Annotated in this window: 16 protein-coding genes; 11 read left to right on the forward strand and 5 right to left on the reverse strand. The window is 56.4% G+C overall.

Annotated features, from left to right (window positions below; genetic code table 11):
* Window positions 1–86: 86 nt before the first annotated feature.
* The 4 genes from AAFN83_RS07525 to AAFN83_RS07540 all read right to left on the reverse strand — a co-directional run bounded on the left by AAFN83_RS07525 (window position 87) and on the right by AAFN83_RS07540 (window position 2,557).
* Window positions 87–923: a methyl-accepting chemotaxis protein gene (locus AAFN83_RS07525; RefSeq protein WP_347768306.1), complete on the reverse strand. Its 837-nt coding sequence runs from the start codon at window positions 921–923 to the stop codon at window positions 87–89.
* Window positions 924–989: 66 nt separating this feature from the next.
* Window positions 990–1,502 carry a GNAT family N-acetyltransferase gene (locus AAFN83_RS07530; RefSeq protein WP_347768307.1) on the reverse strand — a complete coding sequence of 171 codons (513 nt, stop codon included), beginning with the start codon at window positions 1,500–1,502 and terminating at the stop codon, window positions 990–992.
* Entirely contained in the window at window positions 1,499–2,308 is an 810-nt protein-coding gene (locus AAFN83_RS07535) for an alpha/beta fold hydrolase (RefSeq protein ID WP_347768309.1), read from the reverse strand. The genes AAFN83_RS07530 and AAFN83_RS07535 overlap by 4 nt, the downstream gene beginning before the upstream one ends.
* Window positions 2,309–2,329: 21 nt before the next feature.
* Entirely contained in the window at window positions 2,330–2,557 is a 228-nt protein-coding gene (locus AAFN83_RS07540; RefSeq protein WP_347768310.1) for a hypothetical protein, read from the reverse strand.
* 152 nt (window positions 2,558–2,709) lie between these two features.
* On the opposite strand from AAFN83_RS07540, the gene AAFN83_RS07545 reads away from it, so the two are divergent.
* From AAFN83_RS07545 to AAFN83_RS07570, 6 genes are all read left to right on the forward strand, one after another.
* On the forward strand, window positions 2,710–4,719 hold the full coding sequence (locus AAFN83_RS07545; RefSeq protein ID WP_347768312.1) for a CotH kinase family protein: 2,010 nt from the start codon (window positions 2,710–2,712) through the stop codon (window positions 4,717–4,719).
* A 178-nt stretch (window positions 4,720–4,897) separates the two neighbouring features.
* Entirely contained in the window at window positions 4,898–5,560 is a 663-nt protein-coding gene (locus AAFN83_RS07550; protein WP_347768313.1) for an acetoacetate decarboxylase family protein, read from the forward strand.
* A gap of 236 nt (window positions 5,561–5,796) precedes the next feature.
* A complete protein-coding gene (gene ahpC, locus AAFN83_RS07555) occupies window positions 5,797–6,360 on the forward strand; it encodes an alkyl hydroperoxide reductase subunit C (RefSeq protein WP_347768315.1) in 564 nt (187 codons plus the stop codon).
* A 114-nt stretch (window positions 6,361–6,474) separates the two neighbouring features.
* Window positions 6,475–8,004: an alkyl hydroperoxide reductase subunit F gene (gene ahpF / locus AAFN83_RS07560; RefSeq protein WP_347768316.1), complete on the forward strand. Its 1,530-nt coding sequence runs from the start codon at window positions 6,475–6,477 to the stop codon at window positions 8,002–8,004.
* 131 nt (window positions 8,005–8,135) lie between these two features.
* A complete protein-coding gene (locus tag AAFN83_RS07565) occupies window positions 8,136–8,450 on the forward strand; it encodes a winged helix-turn-helix transcriptional regulator (RefSeq protein ID WP_347768797.1) in 315 nt (104 codons plus the stop codon).
* An 18-nt stretch (window positions 8,451–8,468) separates the two neighbouring features.
* On the forward strand, window positions 8,469–9,407 hold the full coding sequence (locus tag AAFN83_RS07570; protein ID WP_347768798.1) for a DsbA family protein: 939 nt from the start codon (window positions 8,469–8,471) through the stop codon (window positions 9,405–9,407).
* A gap of 218 nt (window positions 9,408–9,625) precedes the next feature.
* On the opposite strand, the gene AAFN83_RS07575 is transcribed toward AAFN83_RS07570, so the two are convergent.
* Window positions 9,626–9,982, reverse strand: coding sequence for an SdpI family protein (locus AAFN83_RS07575; protein ID WP_347768317.1), 357 nt, complete (start codon window positions 9,980–9,982; stop codon window positions 9,626–9,628).
* A 294-nt stretch (window positions 9,983–10,276) separates the two neighbouring features.
* On the opposite strand from AAFN83_RS07575, the gene AAFN83_RS07580 reads away from it, so the two are divergent.
* The 5 genes from AAFN83_RS07580 to AAFN83_RS07600 all read left to right on the forward strand — a co-directional run bounded on the left by AAFN83_RS07580 (window position 10,277) and on the right by AAFN83_RS07600 (window position 14,803).
* The gene (locus tag AAFN83_RS07580) at window positions 10,277–11,194 is read left to right on the forward strand and encodes a 5'-nucleotidase (protein WP_347768318.1); all 918 of its coding nucleotides are present in this window, start codon (window positions 10,277–10,279) and stop codon (window positions 11,192–11,194) included.
* 84 nt (window positions 11,195–11,278) lie between these two features.
* Window positions 11,279–12,094, forward strand: a complete 816-nt coding sequence (locus AAFN83_RS07585; protein ID WP_347768320.1) for a methyl-accepting chemotaxis protein — start codon at window positions 11,279–11,281, stop codon at window positions 12,092–12,094.
* 200 nt (window positions 12,095–12,294) lie between these two features.
* Entirely contained in the window at window positions 12,295–12,960 is a 666-nt protein-coding gene (locus AAFN83_RS07590) for a PspA/IM30 family protein (RefSeq protein WP_347768321.1), read from the forward strand.
* Between the two features lie 26 nt (window positions 12,961–12,986).
* The gene (locus AAFN83_RS07595; RefSeq protein ID WP_347768322.1) at window positions 12,987–14,018 is read left to right on the forward strand and encodes a TFIIB-type zinc ribbon-containing protein; all 1,032 of its coding nucleotides are present in this window, start codon (window positions 12,987–12,989) and stop codon (window positions 14,016–14,018) included.
* Window positions 13,991–14,803 (forward strand): TPM domain-containing protein, encoded by an 813-nt coding sequence (locus AAFN83_RS07600; protein WP_481810490.1) that lies wholly within the window; start codon window positions 13,991–13,993, stop codon window positions 14,801–14,803. The genes AAFN83_RS07595 and AAFN83_RS07600 overlap by 28 nt, the downstream gene beginning before the upstream one ends.
* The last annotated feature ends 17 nt before the right edge of the window (window positions 14,804–14,820 follow it).

Below are 14,820 nucleotides of genomic sequence, written 5' to 3' on the forward strand. Positions count from 1 at the left end.
AGGAGAGAACAAGAAACCGCCAGGCCCCGTAGAAGGAGGCCTGGCGGTTTCTTGTCTTTCTCAATCGGCACGAGTGCCGCTCCCGCTTAGAGAAGCTGCGCGACCCGGCGAATGTCTTCGGCTGAGGCAGACAACTGCTGCATGGAGGCGGCAATCTGCTCGGTAGCGGCGGCCTGCCGCTCGCTTAGCAGGTAGCTGCCTTCCAATTTCTTGCCGAGTCGAGTGATGCTATCCTGGATCGAGTCCACGATCTCCTTGATTTCCTTTGCTGAGGAGCCGCTGGAATCGGCCATCTTGCGAATTTCCTTGGCGACGATCCCGAAGCCGCGTCCATGCTCTCCCGCATGAGCCGCTTCAATGGAAGCGTTGATACCGAGCAGGTTGGAGCTGTCTGCAATCTGCTTCATGAACGCCAGAATCGCGTCAGTTTTACTCAAATCGGCGACAACGCGCTCACCGAGCGTCTTCAGCAGGCTGATCTCTTGAGCGAGCTCCGTCGCGGTGCCGGCAATCTCGTCGGAGACGCTTCGGATCTCCTCGGAGCTGGTTGCCAAGTGCTCCGCCGCCTCGTTCAGGATCGTCTGATGGGTCAGGCTGATGCCGATGGTAAAGGCGCCGATGACCTCCTGCCCCTCGTTTCTCACCGGTAAGGTAGTGGACTTGAAGGGTGTCCCGTATATTTCCTTGCCCAACGCAACGGAGACGGGTTCTTGTTGATCAAGTGCTTTTCGGATTCCGCTCCTTGCCGGGATGGGGGTTCCTTCCTCAACGTGGATATCAATCTCTTCCCCCGGCAAGTAGAAAAGAAAATGCTCTCGGTTCGTCAGTGCAAACATGACATCGATTGGAAATACCGCTTTGACGAGCGGCAGCGATTGCTCAAGCGATTGGCGCAGTTTATGTAGTGCCTCGGCATCCTTCATCATTCGACATCCTTTCTCTTTAGGGGGATTATAGCATAGCTTCGAATGATGAAATGTGATGGATTCCTAGCTTTCATACTCTCTTCTCAGGATGGACATGACAATCAGTGATTCGTAGGTACCGTCGTGGACCCGAATGCACTCTCGCAGGGTCCCCTCTTCGACGAACCCCTCGGACCGGTAGAGGTGGTAGGCACGCCGATTCGGTTCTCGTACATCCAACCATAAGCGATGAGCGTGATACCGCTCAAAGGCTAGTTGTTTCACTGCTTGCAGGGCGGCTCTTCCGAAGCCGCTGCCTTTTCGTGCTATGACGATTCTGCGGAATTCCAGGCTGCGGTGGGGATGGAGGAGTCCGGCGAGCAGGAGGTAGCCGACTGCTTGTCCAGATGCAGTATCTTCCACAACAAGATGCAGTAGATCCTCGTCGGTCAGTGAACGGAGGTGCTGCTCCCGCGTCCATTGTCCCACGAAAGGAACGTGGTCGGGATGCTGCTCCCAAGCCAATACAACCTCTACTTCCTCCGCTTGCGTTTGCCTGAGCCGGATGAGCTCAGATTCGAATAGATAGGGGTTCATCGGGTTCCTTCCTTTCTCAAAAAGCCCAATACCTGCTTCTGAAACTCCTCAGGTTCCTCCACGAACGGAAGGTGCCCGCAACCGGGGAACACGGCGAGGGCTGACCCGTGGATTTGGCGATGCAGGGTGTCGGCGGTCTTCTGATTATAGGGATGATCCTGATCAGAGATGAGGATCAATGTGGGCGAATCAAGCTCATGCAGCCGCGGAAGGGCCGGCTTTTTCTCTGCACCCGAGATGGAAAGCGGGAAGCGGTAGAAATTGCGAGGGTTCCGAACGTTTGCGAGCACTTTCCTTCTTGCTTCTTCTTTGTGCACAGAGGGAAAGAAATACTGCCAGAAGGGGGAGTGGATGAAGGCCTCAATGGCTTTGTCCGGTCCCCTGAAGCGCAACCGCAGGGCATTTGCGATCCCGTGCCAGATCATCTTCGTGGGGTATCGGCTGCCTGATAGCGAGGGCGAAACCAGCACCAGCCTGCGAATCCGGTCCGGATAGGCGAGAGCGAAGTCGACGGCGACGCTTCCGCCAAGCGAAGAGCCAATGAGGGTGACCGCCTCCACCTGCAGGTGATCGAGCAGCGCCTTCAAGTCCTTCACGTGGGAAAAGGCAGTGGTCGGTGTACTCGAGAGGCCATAGCCTCGCAAATCGTAGCAAATGACCTGAGCGAGCGAGGAAAGCGGGTCCACCTGCTCGTCCCAGATGTGATGATCGTTAAAATTTCCATGAATGAGTACGATAGGTTCCCCTTGTCCGGTGCTTCGATAGAAGATCCTTCCCTGGGAGACCTCCACATAGCCTTCGTTCATCGCGAGCTATTCCCCCTTGGGTTATACGAGGTCGGCATTCTGCAGGTGATCCTCGATGATGGATCGCAGAACCTCGGATATCGAATAATCGCCTTTCTGGCGGCAGCGGTCGATCTCTTCCCAGCAGGCTTGCGGCAGGGTCAAGGACAGCTTGCGCGTGACGCCGATCGGCTTTCGACCGGCTCCCTTGCGGCGCCCGCTTCTTTGATCCGGAGGTGACTCCAAACTCTCTCCATATGTAGGCCGCATTCGTCTCATCTCCCTTTTCCTTATCGTTCCATAGCCCAAGCGGCAAGTCAATTTCTGCTACCTGAATTAAGTTTCGCTAAAGGTTTCTCCTTTACAATTTCTTCATGAAAGGGGATCTTTCCCTTCAAACCCTATAAAGGAGGACTTAATCCGTGAACAGCTTACTAAAGCGGTTTGCCGTAGGGGCTCTGTCCCTGGTACTGGTGACCGCACCGTTGGCATGGACGGGAAGCCCGTCCGAAGCGACAGCAGCCTCGGAGCAGAGCAAGAGCTCGACTCCGGCGTATGCCGCTCTTTTTCAAACCGATCAAGTCATTACCGTGAACATCACCATCTCCGACGAGGACTGGAAAAGCATCCTGGCCAGCCCGCTGGACAAGGAGTACAAGAGCGTAAGCGTCGAGGTTGACGGCAACAAGCTGGACAACGTCGGCTTCTCGACCAAAGGGAACATGACCCTGAAATCCGTGGCGGGGATGGAGGATTCCGACCGCTACAGCTTCCGGCTCAAGTTTGACAAGTATGACAAGAAACAAACCCTGCTCGGGCTGGACAAGATGGTTCTGAACAACAACTACACCGATCCGTCCTACCTGCGTGAGGTTCTGCACTATGAGGCGCTGCGCAGCATCGGCATGGATGTGCCGATGACCACTTTCGTCAACCTCTACATCAATGGCGAGCTGTTTGGGTTCTACACCGGCGTAGAGGCCATTGACGACAGCTACCTGGAGCGGAATTACGGCGAGGACTACAAGGAGGGTGTCCTCTACGCCACGGATGAAAAAAGCTACCTCCAATATGAAGAAAATGGCGCTTACAGCACCCTGACCGAAGATTTAGGCACGGACAAGGACAAGGCTAAGCTGAAAGCGTTCATCCAAACGCTGAACCAGATGCCGGATGGACAAAAGGGCAGCATCGAGAGCGTCCTGGACGTGGATTCAGCCTTGAAGTACATCGCCGGCAACGTTGTATTCGGCAACTACGACAGCTACAACGGCGACAAAGGCCATAACTACATGCTGTACAGCAACGCGAATGGGAACTTCACGGTCGTTCCGTGGGACTTCAATATGTCCTTTAATGGGTACAGCACAGGCGGCGGGCGCGGAACCGCAACCGGAACTGCGACGGCGACCAATGCTACGACCGTCTCCGTCGACGAACCGGTGCTCGGCATCAGCCTGGACAGCGTACCGCTGATCAAAAACCTGCTCGCTGTACCGGAGTACAAAGCGAAGTACCTGACCTACGTCAATGAGTTGACGGATTATCTGGAGACCATTCAGACCCGCATCACGGAGCTGAGCAGCCTGATTCGGCCTTACGTGAAGGCGGATCCGACGAAGTTCTATACGATGGAACAGTTCGAATCGAACCTCGTGTACTCTTCTGCCGGGGAGGCCGGCGATGCAGGCGGGATGACGCCGCCAGACGGCATGACCCCTCCGGACGGGGCAGCACCGCCGGAAGGATTCACGCCGCCGAATGGCGAGGCACCGAACGGAGGAACGCCGCCCGCACGGCCGGATGGCAGCACCGCCACTCCTCCGGCGGGAACGAGCGCACCCGGCGCCAATACCGGCACACCGGGCAATTCGGCCGGCGGTCCAGGAGGAGGCGGGACGATGGCGTCCGGCTCGATTCTCACCTTCGCGCTGAATCGCCTCGCAAACCTGCAAGGCCAGCTCGGCCGCGAGGTGCTTTCGCTGCCGACCGCGACGGCTTCCCCGTCGACGGGCACCAGTACGACGCCAGCGCCGAGCCCCTCCCCTTCGACAGCGACTCCTTCGGGAAGCGCTGGCACGGGGATTACGGTCTCCTACAACGGGGCGGTCATCCGCTTCCCGGACCAGGCTCCCATTCAGCAGAATAACCGGGTAATGGTGCCGGTTTCCTCCATTCTGCAAGCGCTTGGGGCGAACGTGAGCTGGAATCAAGCTACCCAGACAGTAACCGCCGTTCTCGGCGGAAATACCGTCTCCCTCACCGTGAACAGCAAGACAGCCCAAGTGAATGGCAAGAGCGTGACCCTGGATGCGCCGGCCATCCTCAAGAACAACCGCACGCTGGTACCGGTTCGCTTCCTATCTCAGTCTCTTGGTCTTACGGTAAGCTGGAATGAGAAGACGCAGCAGGTTAACCTGAGCAGCAACTAACGAGTATTCCTTCCTGCTGTGGAAGGGATAACCCTGGAAGACACGGACGGCTCCTCGTCCGTGTCTTTTTTGCGTGAAGCGGCTTGCTTGCTAATCAACCCTCCGATCATCACCGATATATAAGAAGAAATGGGCCATCCTGTATGGAGAAGAAAATGGCGGAAACGGAGGGAAAGCAATGTCGCATCGAATACCGGCTCCCTGGCAGCTTGAGGGAGACGGGTACCTTCTCATCTACAAGTTCAAAAAGCAGGACGTTGCGGAAAATCGGTACAGTCATTACAACGCAGACCTTCCCTATCGAGGCGGGCTTGGCTGTGTCATGCTGGCGGATTATCGATCATCAGACGCAGGTCCGTATCGGGAAATCCTTTTGGTTCCCGGCAAGTATGAGTTTGAGAAAAAGTCCTACTCCTCCATCTCGAAAATTTACGTGTCCAGCGAGGAAAGCAGGGTGAACGGAAGGCGCAATTGGGGGATTCCGAAGGAGCTCGCCCACTTCGACTTCTCGCCTGGGCGGAGTGCAAACGAAGAGGAGATTCGGATCGCCGCAGGGGAGGATTGTTTCTTTACGGCCAAGGCAAAAGCCTACGGTCCCCGCTTCCCGGTGTCGACCTCACTCTTCCGCTTCTCGCTCTGTCAGATGCATGAGGGAAAGGTGATGCTGACGCGGTTGGAAGGGACGGGACGGGCGCGCCTCGCACGGATTCGTATCGATTCGGTAGATGAGCGTTATTTTCCCGATCTGAGGCGGATTACTCCACTGCTCGCTGTTCGCATGGAAGGGTTTCAGTTGGAATGCAAGGAGGCAGAGGTCAAGCAAGGCATTGATCTGGTATAGCTTTATAGAGGGCAATCCCCATAGAACGAGGAGGGAACTAATAAGAGAACGGGCAGTGAAGGAAGGTTCTGTAGAGAGGCGATGCCTCATCAAATGTTAATCCATCCTTCATCGTGGCTTCATGAACGGATTCGGAAATGGTGATACTATATTCTCATGGGCATCTCGATTAGAAATTCGGGAAGCAAAACCTGTATAATAAGGTTGTACACCAAAATCCAAGGAGGAATTCGAATATGTCTCTCATCGGAAAAGAAGTGCTCCCTTTCAAAGCCGAAGCTTTCACCAACGGCAAGTTCATTGAAGTGACGGAAGCGAACTTTAAAGGCAAATGGAGCGTGGTCTGCTTCTACCCGGCCGACTTCACCTTCGTCTGCCCGACCGAGCTCGAAGACCTGCAGAACCAATACGAGACCCTGAAGGGACTCGATGTGGAAGTGTACTCCGTCTCGACGGACACGCATTACACCCACAAGGCTTGGCATGACAGCTCCGAAGCCATCGGCAAAATCACCTACACCATGATCGGCGATCCGTCCCATACGATCAGCCGTAACTTTGAAGTCCTGGACGAAGCTTCCGGTCTCGCTGATCGCGGCACGTTCATCATCGATCCGGACGGCGCGATTCAATCCGTTGAAATCAACGCAGGCGGTATCGGCCGCGACGCCAGCATTCTGGTAGGCAAGATCAGAGCCGCTCAATACGTGCGGAATCATCCCGGCGAAGTATGCCCGGCCAAGTGGCAAGAAGGCGCCGCTACGTTGAAGCCGAGCCTCGACCTCGTCGGCAAAATCTAAGAGACTGCGACGAAATAAGTACCGCTAATTTGCTGACAAAATTCCTAAAATCGTGGAGCTTTTGCCAGCAAAAGCGGATACTAATTCCCTCGCAGCTCATAAGGAGCTGATCGTATGGCGTTGGATACGGATATCAGGGGCCAATTGGTCCAGTACCTGCAGCTGCTCGAAGGCGATCTCGTCCTTCGGGTAAGCGCAGGGTCCGACGCCGTGTCCGCAGAGGTGCTGGCGCTCGTTGAAGAGATCGCCAGCCTCTCTCCCCGGATTTCGGTGGAACGGGCTACTCTGCCCCGGACGCCCAGCTTCAGCGTGAACCGCGTCGGTGAAGACAGCGGTGTCGCGTTTGCGGGTGTTCCACTCGGGCATGAATTCACTTCCCTCGTGTTGGCCCTCCTTCAAGTGAGCGGCCGGGCTCCCAAAGTGGAGCAAGCCGTGATCGACCAGATCAAGGCGATCAAGGGCGATTACCAGTTTGAAACCTATGTTAGCTTAACTTGTCACAACTGCCCCGATGTGGTGCAGGCGCTGAACGTCATGAGTGTGCTTAATCCGAACATCCGCCATACCATGGTGGAGGGCGGAGCCTTCAAGGATGAAGTCGAAGGCAAGGGCATCATGGCGGTCCCGTCGGTCTACTTGAACGGGGAATTCTTCGAAAGCGGCCGCATGTCGCTCGAAGAGATTCTCGCCAAGCTCGGCAGTGCGCCGGATGCATCCGCTCTCGCAGACAAGGAGCCGTATGACGTGCTCGTCATTGGCGGTGGCCCTGCCGGCGCCAGCGCGGCGATCTATGCTGCACGCAAGGGCATTCGTACCGGCATCGTGGCGGAGCGCTTCGGCGGTCAAGTGCTCGATACGCTCGGCATCGAGAATTTCATCAGCATGAAATACACCGAAGGGCCGAAGCTCGCGGCGAGCCTGGAAGAGCACGTGAACGAGTACGGTGTCGACGTCATGAAGCTTCAACGCGCGAAACGCGTGGAGAAGAAGGACTACGTCGAGGTCGAACTGGAGAGCGGAGCGGTGCTGAAGAGCAAAACCGTCATCCTCTCGACGGGTGCTCGCTGGCGTAACGTGAACGTTCCCGGCGAAGCGGAATTCAAGAACAAGGGCGTGGCTTATTGCCCGCACTGTGATGGTCCGCTGTTCGCAGGCAAGCATGTCGCCGTTATCGGCGGCGGCAATTCCGGTATTGAGGCCGCCATTGACCTGGCTGGCGTCGTCCAGCATGTCACCGTGCTTGAGTTCATGCCGGAGCTGAAGGCAGATTCTGTTCTGCAGGAACGGTTACTCAGCCTGCCGAACGTAACGGTTCTGAAGAATGTGCAGACGAAGGAAATCACCGGCACCGATAAAGTGAACGGAATCACGTACATTGATCGGGAATCCGGAGCCGAGCACCATGTCGAGCTGCAGGGCGTGTTCGTCCAGATCGGCCTCGTGCCGAATACGGAATGGTTGGGCGACAGCGTTGAACGCAACCGCTTCGGCGAGATCGTCGTCGACCGTCACGGTGCGACGAGCCTCCCCGGCGTGTTTGCCGCAGGCGACTGCACCAACAGCGCCTACAAGCAGATCATCATCTCAATGGGCTCGGGGGCTACGGCTGCTCTCGGCGCTTTCGATTACCTCATCCGCAATTAATAGCATCCTTTTGCTAGGAGAAGAAGCCTGCTCTCGATGAGTGGGTTTCTTTTTTTGAATTTCGACTATAAAAAGTATATCGAATATAAAATATATATGATACACTTCTGTCAAAGGAGGTCGCGTTTATGATCCAAGTTTGTCCCTATCTGGAGTACTCCTTTCACATTCTCGGGAGGAAATGGAACGGGCTCATCCTTCACTACCTGTCGCTTTTTCCGAAAGGGGAGGCGCACTTCTCCGAGATTCAGCGCGATTTGAAGGACATCACACCGCGGGCGCTCTCCTTGAAGCTGACTGAGCTTCAGGAGCACGGCTTGCTGGAGAAGGTCGTCACGAACGGAACCCCGGTGGTTATCGCATACCGACTGACAGAGAAGGGAAGGGCGTTGACCGAAGCGCTTGGACCGGTTCAGCAGTGGGCGCAGCAGTACCAATCGAAATGAAGAGTCAAACAAGGAGGAATCCGCATGAACAACATGGCGTGTGACTGGAAGACAGGAACGTGCGGCGAGGCCGGCGACGAGAGCACGGAGTGGATCGATCTCGGCAAACCGCAGAAGAAGGTAGATCTGTATTACGTGACCGATCCGATCTGCTCGCATTGCTGGGCGCTCGAGCCTGTGCTCCGGCGGTTTGAGGAACAGTACGGGGAATTCTTCCGATTCCATACGGTAATGGGAGGGCTTCTGGAGAGCTGGGAGGGCTTTGGGGATGCCAAGAACGGAATCAGCCAGCCGGCCGATGTAGAGCTCCACTGGAAGGAAGTCGGCGAGCACTCCCGCATGCCGATTGACGGCTCGTTGTGGAGGCTCGATCCGGTGCTATCCTCTTATCCGCCTTCCCGGGTGTTCAAAGTGATTCAGATCCAGGATGCGGCACTCGCCAACGAATTTTTGCGCCGAGCAAGAGAAGCGGTGTTTGCCTTCAACCGGAACATTGGGAAGGACGAGATCCTGATTGAACTGGTAGAGGGGCTCGGCCTGGACGGTGCAGCGGTGGTGAATGAGGCGGAGCATGGCGCGGGCCATTCCCTTTTGCAGGAAGACTTCGCTCTGGCGAGAGCGCTCGGTGTACGAGGCTTCCCGACTCTCATTTTCCTCAATGAAGAAAAGCAGGGGGTTAAGGTGGTCGGGGCCCGCTCCTTGCAGCAATACATTGAGGCGTTGAAGCAGGTACGGAACGAGACGCCGACGGCGCGTCCCGTACCCGCATTGAAGGAGCTGCTTCCGAGGGAGAAGCTGCTGTTCTCTAAGGAGCTGGAAGTGATGTACGATCTGGAGTCTGATGCGGTGCGAGCCTTCGTCGAGAAGGAATTGCCTGCAGAGGCTTACACCAGCGATGCTCTTCTGGGTGAATGGTTCATTCGGTACGAGGAACCGGCGAATGAATCGATGGGCTGAATGGTCCAAGCTCCTTGCTCATTCTGCTGAATCGCAACCATCAGCTTGACCTCTTCCACCATGTTGGTTGTGGTGTTCAGACGTTAAGGGGCAGCATTCGAAACCTACCTTTTGATCGGGATTCAGTAGGTAGACAGCAGGGGGTTGGAAAAGGTTTCATGTCCGCCTGTGCGGACCGTATAAAAAGGACGTCCGGGGCGGACGTCCTTTTGTGCTTCTCACGGCCCCAGATTCGGGCGGTTTCGTCGATTGCCTTCCGCATCAAATTGCTTCTGAAGCGCCGTCTCTGTCACGATGAGGTTGACGACGACGACGGCCGCCACCGCGATGAGGGCGGCGAGGCTGCGGCGCGCCTCGATGGAATCACGCAGCAGGAATCCGATGCCGATGGCGGCGACGGATGCGGTGATCGTCACCCAGCCGGCAATGCGGTTGGCGTACCGCCAGGTCAAGGGGGTTCGCGTGCTCGCCGGAGTGCGATGGCCGATGAAGGTGCGCGGCTCACCATTCGCCACCGCCAGCATGAGAGAGCCGCTGATGAGCAAGATGATCAGAACAACAAGGTAAAGGGTCATGCAAGGATTCTCCTTTTGGACATTTCGCTTTATGATAAGGATAACTATAGCGATTTCTAGCCGATTTGAAAACACAACCAGAGGGACAAGCGGTAAAGAGGAGGAGCCAGATGGGTATGGGGTATCCCATTGACAAAAAGTTCGTGGTTTCGGTTGCATCCAGCGCCTTGTTTGATCTAGAGCGTGTTTGCAAACCCATGAAACGGCTGAACAGCAGGTCTACATCGCCTGGAGACTAGCCATGAATGACTAGATTCAGGGAGAATCATTCCACCTCTTCGGCCAGAAATCAGTTTGCAAACACGCTCCGGCGGAGTCGGATCGAATTTTCGCGAGCAGGGAGAGGCTGACTATCGGGACTACCAGCGGGAGCATGAGGAGCAGCTTCTGACTCCGGGGGTAGCGTTTCCGTTGATCAAAAGGCTGCTGCGACTCAATGGGGAAGCGGAAGATGACAAGCCGGTCGAGGTGGTGCTGCTCTCTCGCAATGATCCCGACACCGGTCTGCGGGTCATGAATTCCATTCGGCAATACGGACTGAACATTTCTCGGGCTGCTTTTGTGGGAGGGGCCAATCCCATCGAATACATGGAGGCGTTCCATGCCTCGCTGTTCCTCTCCGGCAATACGGCGGATGTGGAGGCGGCCGTGGCCAAGGGGCTGCCGGCTGCCAAGGTGTTTCCCACGCAATTTGTAGACGATGAGGAAGAGCAACTGCGCATCGCCTTCGACTTCGACGGCATTCTGGCCGACGATTCGGCAGAAGCGATCTTTCAGCAGGAGAGGATGGATGCCTTCCATGCGCGGGAGAGGGACATGGCGCATGAAGCGCTCCCGGAGGGACCGCTCGGCCCTCTGCTTCGGGAGCTGTCCAAGCTTCAGCAGTGGGAGAAGAAGCGAATGGAGCAGGAAGCGGACTATGTCCCCTGCATTCGGATTGCCATCGTCACCGCCCGCAACGCACCGGCCCATGAGCGGGTGGTGACCACGCTGCGCAAAAGGGGAATCTATGTGGACGAGACCTTCTTTCTGGGAGGGATCGACAAGGGGAGGATTCTGAAGGTATTCCGTCCGCATATCTTTTTTGACGATCAAATCTCCCATATCGAAGGGGTGGCCAGCATTTCCCCAAGTGCCCATGTTCCCTACGGAGTGACCAACCAGAGGAGACCAGGGAAGAACCGCGTCGACAAGGCATCCTCTGCGGACTGAATTTTGAGAGGTCTCTACACTCCGGCAAAAGAGATGTCGATATATTAAATGATAATAAATATCATTTAATAGGAGATCAAAACAGTGGTCATTTCCTCTCTTCAAGCATTTGTGAACATGGTGCCGGTCTGGAAAACAGCCATTCCCGCCGATCTGTCTGTAGCGGTATGCGACCGGGAGGTTTTTCTCGGCTATTGGCCCGGAGAGGAGCTCGATCTGCATATCCAAGCAGGGCAGAAGCTGAGCCCCGACGAGCCGCTCATGCGGGCGATCCAGGAGAACGTATCGCTTCGGGCCGATGTCCCCAAGGAATTCTACGGCGTGGAGTTTACGGGGACGGCTGTGCCGCTGCACGATTCCCAGGGACAGGTCATCGGCGGTATTGCCGTCCAGCTTCGCAGGCAGCGCGAGCTGAAGGACATCTCGGAGGAGCTGTCTCGCTCCCTCAGCCACGCCAACCAAGAGTTGACCCGAGTGGCGGAAGGCTCCGCCCGCTTGTCCCAGTTCACCCTTGATCTGCGTGCTCTTGCCGGGCAGACCGTTACCGAGGTGAAGGGAACGTCGGCAGTGCTCTCCCTGATCAAGGGAGTGGCGGACCAAGCGCATCTGCTCGGCATCAATGCGGCGATAGAGGCTGCGCATGCGGGAGAGAAGGGCCGGGGCTTCGGCATTGTCGCCCAAGAGATTCGCAAGCTGGCGAATGCGACCGTCGGCTCTACGCAGACGATTCAGGATACCCTCGGGCAGCTTCGTTCCGCTTCCGGCCGAATGGAGGAGTCCATTCAGGAGATCACGAAGATCGTCGGGGAGCAGGACAGCTCCTCGCGGGAGATTGCCTCCTTCATCGACGACATCTACCGCATGGCGGAGCGGCTCAATGAATTCGCTCGCAAGCTGTAACTTCTCCCTCGATAAGAAAAGAAGCCCTTCCCTTGAGCAAGAGCGTGTTGGCGATCCCGAGTCTTCGGTCAAATTTGATCGGTTTCTTCGGATTCCAAACACACCTCTAGGGGGAGGGTTTTTGTCGGTATGAAACCAACAGCAGCCCATTTCGGTATAATAGAGGGAGAAGCATCATCGACCAAAGGAGGGCTTGGCGAATGGGGATTCTGTCCCGGTTTACGGAGATCATGAAGGCGAACATCGGGGATTTGGGTAAGCGAGGCGACGATCTGGAGGCTCGGATTGACGAATACATGCGCAGGCTGAATCAGGATCTCGGCAGCGTCAAGGCAGAGACAGCGGCCGTTATGGCGGCGGAGAACCGGGCCAAGCGGGCGCTCGATGAATGCACGGCGGAGATTCGCAAGCTGGAGCGGTATGCGGAGAAATCCGTTGCTGACGGGGAAGACGATGCGGCGCTCCGTTTTCTGGAGAAAAAGGAAAAGCAGGTCGGGCTGTGGAATGACTTACAAACGGCCCACGAGGAAGCGTCGTCCAATGCGGGTAAGATGAAGCAGCTTCTGGATAAGCTGACGGAAGACATCCGCGAGCTGACGGAACGACAAACTGCCTGGAAAGCTCAAGCAGGCTCGGATGGTACGGCGAAGCTCGGAACCCTTCGGGACCAAACGAGCCTGGCCCTCGACGAGGCGCTGGCGCTGGCTGAGCTCAGAGGCAACGGGGAACGGGATCGCCTGGAGCGGGAGCTGGCCGAGCTGGATCGAGACCCGGCGGAGCGGCAAGCCGCAGCACAGCGGATGAGTGCGAATCCTCGTGATGAGCTGGAGGCATTGAAGGCGAAGTTGAATAAGCCAACCGAGTGACGGTTGGGCGCATAGAGGTGAGCGGATTGCCGGTCTTGGAGTACAAATGTCCGAACTGCGGAAGCGGCATGGTGTTTGACAGCGCGACGGGAATGCTGTCCTGTCCGAGCTGCGGGCGGAAGGATAACATCGAACAGCTGACCGAGCCTGTGAAGAAACAGGTATTCGAGGATAAGGAAATCAAGGAGTACCACTGCACGAGCTGCGGAGCGGTTCTCGTCACCGAACCGGAGACGAGCGCGACGACGTGCAGCTTCTGCGGATCGGCCGTCGTGCTGAGCGATCGGCTGTCGGGGGCGCTGGCTCCGGCGCTGGTCATTCCCTTCGCCATCAGCAAGAATGAGGCGATGCAAGCGTTCAAGAAGTGGTGCCGCCGGGGCCTCTTGACCCCGAGGGGCTTCATGACAGCAGACCGAATCAAGAGCGTCACCGGGATCTATGTACCCTTCTGGCTGTATGACCTGAATCATCGGGTAGAGGCTCACGGTCAAGCCACTCGCGTCCGCTCCTATGTCAAAGGGGAGTACCAATATACCGAGACGCAGCACTATGAGATTTACCGAAAGGTCCAGGCCAACTTCGTCCGGTTGCCGGTGGATGCTTCAGCCAAGATGAACGACGGGCTGATGGATAAGCTGGAGCCTTTTCCCTACCAAGAATTGAAGGAATTCAAAACGCCCTATCTGGCCGGCTATCTCGCCGAGAAATACAGCTACGACGACGAGGAACTGCTCCCCCGAGCCCAAGGTAAGGTTCGGCCTTACATCGAGTCTTATGTCTCCTCTACGGTCACCGGATATACGACGGCAAGCTTGATCGATTACCGGATCGATACGGAAGTTGACTTGGCCGATTACGTTCTGCTTCCGGTATGGATGGTCGCGTACGACTACAATCGGGCGGAGTACACCTTCGCCATGAATGGGCAGACGGGCAAGGTGGTCGGCAAGCCGCCGATCAGCAAGGGGAAGGTTGCTGGCTGGTTTGCTGGCGTCTCCGCTGCCTCTTTCCTGGTTCTGAAGATCGCCGCATGGCTGATGGGAGGAGGATTCCTGTGAGAACAAAAAGGCTGCTTCTCGCTCTGGTCGCATTCCTCCTGCTCAGCGGTATCCCGGCTTGGATTCCGGCAACGATGGCAGCAGGGGAAAACAAGACCTTAGTCTACGACGAAGCCGGGCTGTTAAGCCCGGAAGAGCGCACGGAGCTGAACGAGCTCGCCAATCAGTACGGACCGGATCGGGAGACGGATTTTATCATCTACACGACCTTGAATCCTGAGAATACAGACGTCCAGAAGCTGGCGGAGGATTTTTATGATGAGCATGGCCCGGGGTATGATAAAACTCATGGCAATGCGGCGATCCTAACACTCGACACGAAGAACCGGGAGCTTTACCTGGCGGGCTTCTATAAAGCGAAGACCTACCTGGATGACGCACGGCTGGATAAAATCAAGGCTCGGATCACTCCTTACTTGTCCGATGACAACTACAAAATGGCATTTGAGGAGTACCTCAAAACAGCAAACCGCTACATGGGCTTTAAGCCGGGCGTGAACCCGGATAACCCGCTGTTTAACATTTGGGTTCAGCTTGGCGGAGCGCTGGTGATCGGAGGAGTGGTGGTCGGCCTGATGGCTTATCGCTCCGGCGGGCGGGTAACGGTAACCGGAGGGACGTATCTCAATCACAATAGCTCGTCCTTGCTGGATCAGGAAGATCGCTACATTCGCACAACCGTGACCAAAACCAAAATTTCAAACGACAACAACTCCGGCGGCGGAGGAGGCGGTGGAACCTCAAGCGGAGGCCACTCGCACAGCGGAAGCCGGGGTTCCTACTAAGCGAAGAGAAGGGATGG

Source organism: Gorillibacterium sp. CAU 1737 (genome assembly GCF_039888655.1).
GTDB lineage: Bacteria > Bacillota > Bacilli > Paenibacillales > NBRC-103111 > Gorillibacterium.

Excerpts from the sequence above, each read along its gene's own strand:
- AAFN83_RS07525 (WP_347768306.1), bottom strand. The coding sequence starts at position 923 with ATGAAGGATGCCGAGGCACTACATAAACTGCGCCAATCGCTTGAGCAA.
- AAFN83_RS07530 (WP_347768307.1), bottom strand. The coding sequence starts at position 1,502 with ATGAACCCCTATCTATTCGAATCTGAGCTCATCCGGCTCAGGCAAACG.
- AAFN83_RS07535 (WP_347768309.1), bottom strand. The coding sequence starts at position 2,308 with ATGAACGAAGGCTATGTGGAGGTCTCCCAGGGAAGGATCTTCTATCGA.
- AAFN83_RS07540 (WP_347768310.1), bottom strand. The coding sequence starts at position 2,557 with ATGCGGCCTACATATGGAGAGAGTTTGGAGTCACCTCCGGATCAAAGA.
- AAFN83_RS07550 (WP_347768313.1), top strand. The coding sequence starts at position 4,898 with ATGTCGCATCGAATACCGGCTCCCTGGCAGCTTGAGGGAGACGGGTAC.
- ahpC (WP_347768315.1), top strand. The coding sequence starts at position 5,797 with ATGTCTCTCATCGGAAAAGAAGTGCTCCCTTTCAAAGCCGAAGCTTTC.
- ahpF (WP_347768316.1), top strand. The coding sequence starts at position 6,475 with ATGGCGTTGGATACGGATATCAGGGGCCAATTGGTCCAGTACCTGCAG.
- AAFN83_RS07575 (WP_347768317.1), bottom strand. The coding sequence starts at position 9,982 with ATGACCCTTTACCTTGTTGTTCTGATCATCTTGCTCATCAGCGGCTCT.
- AAFN83_RS07590 (WP_347768321.1), top strand. The coding sequence starts at position 12,295 with ATGGGGATTCTGTCCCGGTTTACGGAGATCATGAAGGCGAACATCGGG.
- AAFN83_RS07600 (WP_481810490.1), top strand. The coding sequence starts at position 13,991 with ATGGCTGATGGGAGGAGGATTCCTGTGAGAACAAAAAGGCTGCTTCTC.